This window comes from Chromohalobacter sp. 48-RD10 (assembly GCF_029889785.1).
Classification (GTDB): domain Bacteria; phylum Pseudomonadota; class Gammaproteobacteria; order Pseudomonadales; family Halomonadaceae; genus Chromohalobacter.
This window is the reverse complement of the sequence record NZ_JARANX010000054.1, coordinates 1-4,664: the sequence shown is the minus strand read 5'-3', so window position 1 is coordinate 4,664 and position 4,664 is coordinate 1. Positions and strand designations below refer to the sequence as shown.

The 4,664-nt window shown below is 62.5% G+C and carries 4 protein-coding genes; all 4 read right to left on the bottom strand.

All coding sequences use genetic code 11. From position 1 onward, the window contains the following. Nucleotides 1-241: 241 nt before the first annotated feature. Complete coding sequence (locus tag OP496_RS16595) at nucleotides 242-1,096, bottom strand: glycine betaine ABC transporter substrate-binding protein (protein ID WP_280564903.1); 855 nt, start codon at nucleotides 1,094-1,096, stop codon at nucleotides 242-244. 60 nt (nucleotides 1,097-1,156) lie between these two features. Then, the gene (locus tag OP496_RS16590) at nucleotides 1,157-2,425 is read right to left on the bottom strand and encodes a Xaa-Pro peptidase family protein (RefSeq protein ID WP_280564902.1); all 1,269 of its coding nucleotides are present in this window, start codon (nucleotides 2,423-2,425) and stop codon (nucleotides 1,157-1,159) included. 62 nt (nucleotides 2,426-2,487) lie between these two features. Next, nucleotides 2,488-3,384 (bottom strand): hypothetical protein, encoded by an 897-nt coding sequence (locus OP496_RS16585; RefSeq protein ID WP_280564901.1) that lies wholly within the window; start codon nucleotides 3,382-3,384, stop codon nucleotides 2,488-2,490. A gap of 157 nt (nucleotides 3,385-3,541) precedes the next feature. Further along, nucleotides 3,542-4,426: a LysR family transcriptional regulator gene (locus OP496_RS16580; protein WP_280564900.1), complete on the bottom strand. Its 885-nt coding sequence runs from the start codon at nucleotides 4,424-4,426 to the stop codon at nucleotides 3,542-3,544. Nucleotides 4,427-4,664 lie beyond the last annotated feature (238 nt).

The following is a 4,664-nucleotide window of genomic DNA, read 5'->3' as shown; positions in this document are numbered from 1 at the left end:
GAAAAGAACGCCATCATCGAGAAACGCGGCAACAGCAGAAAGCCGATGGGCTCGGGTGACGCCCCGGCATAATGTAGACGCATCTCTCCCCCGTGATGGTAGCGACTCAGGCGGCGAACGGTGACGCGCCGAGGCGTTTACCATAGCAAATTCCCGTTGCATGGGGCGAAGCGTTGGGGAAGGCAGTGCCGGCTGGGGATAAAGCGGCGAGGGCCGGTCGTGACGACCGGCCCGGAGGGGATCAATCCTTGGCGAGCCAACCGTCGATGAGGTCGCGGTGTTCCTCGATCCACTGCTTGGCGCCTTTTGTGGGGTCGCCGACGTTTTCGATGGTCAGCATGAGATCGGCCAACTGGGCGTGGCTCATGTGCCAGGTGTCGAGCATCTCGGTGACCTCGGGATGGTCTTCGCCAAAGCCCTTGGGTGACATCCACATGATGTCGTCACCGCCGCCATAGCTCTCCTTGGGATCTTTCAGCGCCTTGAGGTCGTACTGCGCGTAGGCCCAGTGCGGCTGCCAGAGCGTGACGGCGACAGGCTCCTCGTTGGCATAGGCTTCCTTGAGGGCCGCGAGCATGGCGGGCCCGGAGCTGTTCAACTGACGAAACGGCAGGTCGTAACTCTCGATGGCGTTTTCGGTCTCGCCGGAGATGGCCGAGCCCGATTCGATGCCGATAATGGTCGGCTTATTCTGGTAGATGAAGCGCTCGGCGTTGTCCTTGAGGTCGCTGATGCTGTCGATGTCTTCCATGTAGGCGGGTACCACCAGTTCGTCTTGGGCGCCATCGAACCAGGCATCGTGAACGTCGATTTTGTCCTCGTAGGGCTCGATGTACTGGGCGTCGCCATGCGGGAGCCAGACTTCCAGCGAGATATCCAGATCGCCGTTTGCGAGCCCGCTGAAGAGCACGCTCTTGCCGGTGGTGGTCAGCTCGACGTCGTAGCCTTGCTCTTCGAGCAATTGCTGCCACATGTGCGAGACGGCGATGTTTTCCGACCAGTTGTTGGTGCCGATGGTCAGCGTGTCGTTAGCCGAGACGCTCATTGAGAGGCTGGCCAGACCGCAGGCGAGGAAGAGGGAAGTCAACGGTTTCATACGCGTCCTTTTTTGTGTTGGTAAATCGAAAGGGATGAGAAAGAGTGATGCGCTACGGCGTCATTCTGCCATCAGCGTGTCGGAATAGCCGTAGGTCGAGAGGCGTTCGATGCCACCTTCGGTGATCAGCACCTGCTCTTCCAGTTTGACGCCCTCGGTGCCGTCGCGGTGGCCGATATAGGCCTCGACGCAGAGCGTCATGCCGGGCTCGATGGCGCCATCGTAGCCGACGTCGTCCCAGTCCATGTCGTGAGCGATCAGCGGCCATTCGCCGGTCATGCCGCAGCCGTGGACGATGTCCAGGTAGCGGTTCTCGCGATAGCCGTCGGGTATCGGCCAGGCTTGTTGCGAGTAGTCGCGAAAGCTCATGCCGGGGCGCAGTAGGGCGATGTTGCGTTCGAGCTGGTCGGCGGCCATGCGATAGAGCGCTTTCTGCTCGGCATTGGGCGCGCCCGCGCCAGGCACGTGGAAGGTCCGCGAAAAATCCGTGTAGTAGCCGAAGCAACCCACGATGTCAGTATCGAAGGCGACCAGCTCACCTGGGGCGATGACCTTGTCCGAGCATTCCTGAAACCATGGATTGGTACGCGCCCCGGAGCTCAGAAGCCGGGTTTCGGCGTATTCACCGCCGGTGGCCAGCACGTGCTGGTTGAATATCGACCACAGCTCGTTTTCGCTCATGCCGGGGCGTATGGCGGCTTCCATGCGCGTCATGGCGGCTTCGGTCAGGGTCACGGAGCGGTGGATCAGAGCCAACTCGTCGAGACTCTTGATCGACTTGGCGCCCTCGACCACGGTGGCGGCATCGGTCAGCTCGAAGCCGGCTTGGCCCAGCGCTTCGATGGCGCCAGTGGGTGCAGACTCGATACCCAGACGTTGCCCTTGGGTATGCGAACGCTCGAATAGACCGCGGATGTCATCGACGAAGGCCTGGGTATGCGCCGCGCAGCGCGGGCCGCTGTATTGCGGCATCACCGCGCGGGCAGGATGTACCTCGTCGAGCAGCTCGGCGTTGGCCGCCAAGTGCAGGCAGGCACTGAATTCAAACAGCACCACCGGGCCGTCCGCCGCCACGTAGAGATAGCGTGCGGGATTGCGCTGCGAGTAGACCTGCATATTGCGCACGCCGCAGGCATAGCGAATGTTGATGGGATCGAACAGGATCACCGCGTCCAGTTCGTGATGCTTCATCTGCTGGCGCAGGCGTTGCAGCCGGTAGCGCTCGACGCGCGAGAGCAGTGCGGCGTCGAGCGTGGCATGGCGGAAGCTTCCGCCGGCGTAGGGGCCGCCCGTGGGAACGGATCCTGCGAGTGACACGATATCGCCCATGCAAGGCATCCTTTTGTGCAGTGGAGAAATGAGGGCCGCGCGCTGACGCTTTTCAGCGGAACCTAGCCCATGAGCGCGTCGTGACGGCGCTGATTATCGGCATCGATATGCTGCTGGGTGACGCGGCCGTAGATGCGCCGGGTGTGCTCCAGGCTGCCCATCATGTCGGGGGTCTTGGCGTACCCCAGTAGCGTGCACAGGCGCTGGCCCTTGGCGGCGGCGACGCGGTGCATCGAGTAGCGCCCCTTGAAGAGCTGCAGGTCACCGGTGTTGAGCGTCAGCGATTTGACGTCGCTGTGATCGCCCTCGAGCACGCGCTGCACGGCTGCGAAGTTTTCCTCGCCGGGACGGCGGATGCTGGGTGCGTACTGGAACTCGCCGCCTTCATTGGGGCGCCGCGTCATCAGGCTGACGATGAACTCGTTGGTATCGAAGTGCCAGGGCAGCTCGGTGTCGTCGGGCATCACGTTGATCACCAGCCCGGCAATGGGATCGGCGAACTCGTAAATCACCGGCTCTTCGAGGCAGTCGGCTACGAAGCGCTGGAAATCCGGGTCGCGGTAAAGCTGCTGGACGATGGCATCCTCGGGGATCAGATCGCGCGCCACGAAGCCGTTGGTGTAGTGCTGGAAGAAGCGTGCGGGGTGATCCTCGGGCAGTGACGGATCGTCCGGCGTGACGTAGGGATTGACGTTGTTGTCCGAGTAGAACGCCTGCGGTGCCAGGGCCTCGCTTTCCTTGCGCAGCGGCTCGATGAGGTCCTCGCGGATGAACTGCGATAGCAGGGCACAGCCGTCGGTGCGCAGTTGTTGGCGGACACCCTCGACCGCCGCCCAGTAGGTATCGCTATCGCGTTGCAGGATCGGGTAGCGTTCGAGATCGATGAAACGCGCCAGGGGATGACGCTCGTCGGTGACGTCCTGCGCGGTGGTTTGAGTTGCGAGCGTTTCCTGTGACATGAGATCGCCCTCCTGTGCGGTCGTTGATCATTGGCGGTCGTTAATGAGGAGTAGCGATACGGTAAAAGGAGGGAGGGCGTGAAACTAATGAGAATGTCCGGCCATCTGCGACGAGATTCTTATCGGTCGCATGCGCCGTGGCGGATAAAGTCTTGTCTTAGGCGTCAGCGCGGTAGAGGTGCCGTAGCGTGGCCGCCAAGGGCTGGGCGACAGCTTCGATGTGGGGCGTTTGCGTATAGGCCAGGTACCAGGGAATACGTGGCAGCTCGCCGGCCAAGGGACGCATGACGACGCGTCCTGTCTGATGCGCGTCCCGCGCGGCCCAGCGCGAGAGAATGCTCACGCCCTTGCCGGCGGCGACGAGCTCCAGGATCAAGGCCACCGACTCGATCTGCACCATGTGCGAGGGGTAGACACCGGCCGGCTGGAAGAAATGCTCGAACTCATGGCCGGATTCGGGGGTGATGCTGTAAGTGAAATGCCGCCCCTGATCGAAGACCTCGGCGGGCACTGCATCGCTTTGTGCATAAGGGTGCTCGGGTGGCAACACGGCCACCAGCGGTTCCTCGAACAGCAACTGGTGGTCGATGCCGCGTTGCGAGGGCACCTCTATCATGCAGACCATATCGACACGGTTGGCCAGTAATGCCGTGGTCATGTCCGCCATGGGCAAGCGCACCAGGTCGATGTCGCGTGCATGCTGGTCGTAGAGATGCGGAATCGCCCGCGAGAAGGTGTCATAGGGGCCGATGCCCAGGCGCAGGGCAGGGTCGGCCCGGCGTGCCAACTGCCACGCTTCCAGCTCGGCGCTGCGCAGGCGAGGCAATACCTCGTGGGCGGTCTCGAGCAGCCGTTCGCCCGAGGCGGACAGCGTCAGCCGGCGCCCTTCGCGGTGAAACAGCGCCACGCCTAGGCGGCGCTCCATTTCACGAATGCGATGCGTGGCCGCAGGCTGGGTGATGCCGATGGCGGCGGCGGCATCGTGCACCGTGCCATGGGTGGCAATGGCGTCGATCAATACGTAATACTTGATATCCAGCATGGGACTCGCGAGGCTCTTGATGGATGGCTGAAGAGTGGCGCGTGGCGTGAAACGGCATGCTACGCTCGATACCAGATGTCACACGGAAATGCCACAAGGAGCACGACACGATGTCGGATGATGACGACGCCGCCAACGCCGAGCTGGATGAGGCCACGATCCGCCTGGCCACGGAGATCTTCAACAGCGCACGTAACGGCGAGTCGGAAAAGCTACGCGGATGGCTGGCCCAGGGCTT

Bases quoted from the DNA above. Each gene is read 5' to 3' on its own strand.
- OP496_RS16595 (WP_280564903.1), bottom strand. From the start codon at position 1,096: ATGAAACCGTTGACTTCCCTCTTCCTCGCCTGCGGTCTGGCCAGCCTC.
- OP496_RS16590 (WP_280564902.1), bottom strand. From the start codon at position 2,425: ATGGGCGATATCGTGTCACTCGCAGGATCCGTTCCCACGGGCGGCCCC.
- OP496_RS16585 (WP_280564901.1), bottom strand. From the start codon at position 3,384: ATGTCACAGGAAACGCTCGCAACTCAAACCACCGCGCAGGACGTCACC.
- OP496_RS16580 (WP_280564900.1), bottom strand. From the start codon at position 4,426: ATGCTGGATATCAAGTATTACGTATTGATCGACGCCATTGCCACCCAT.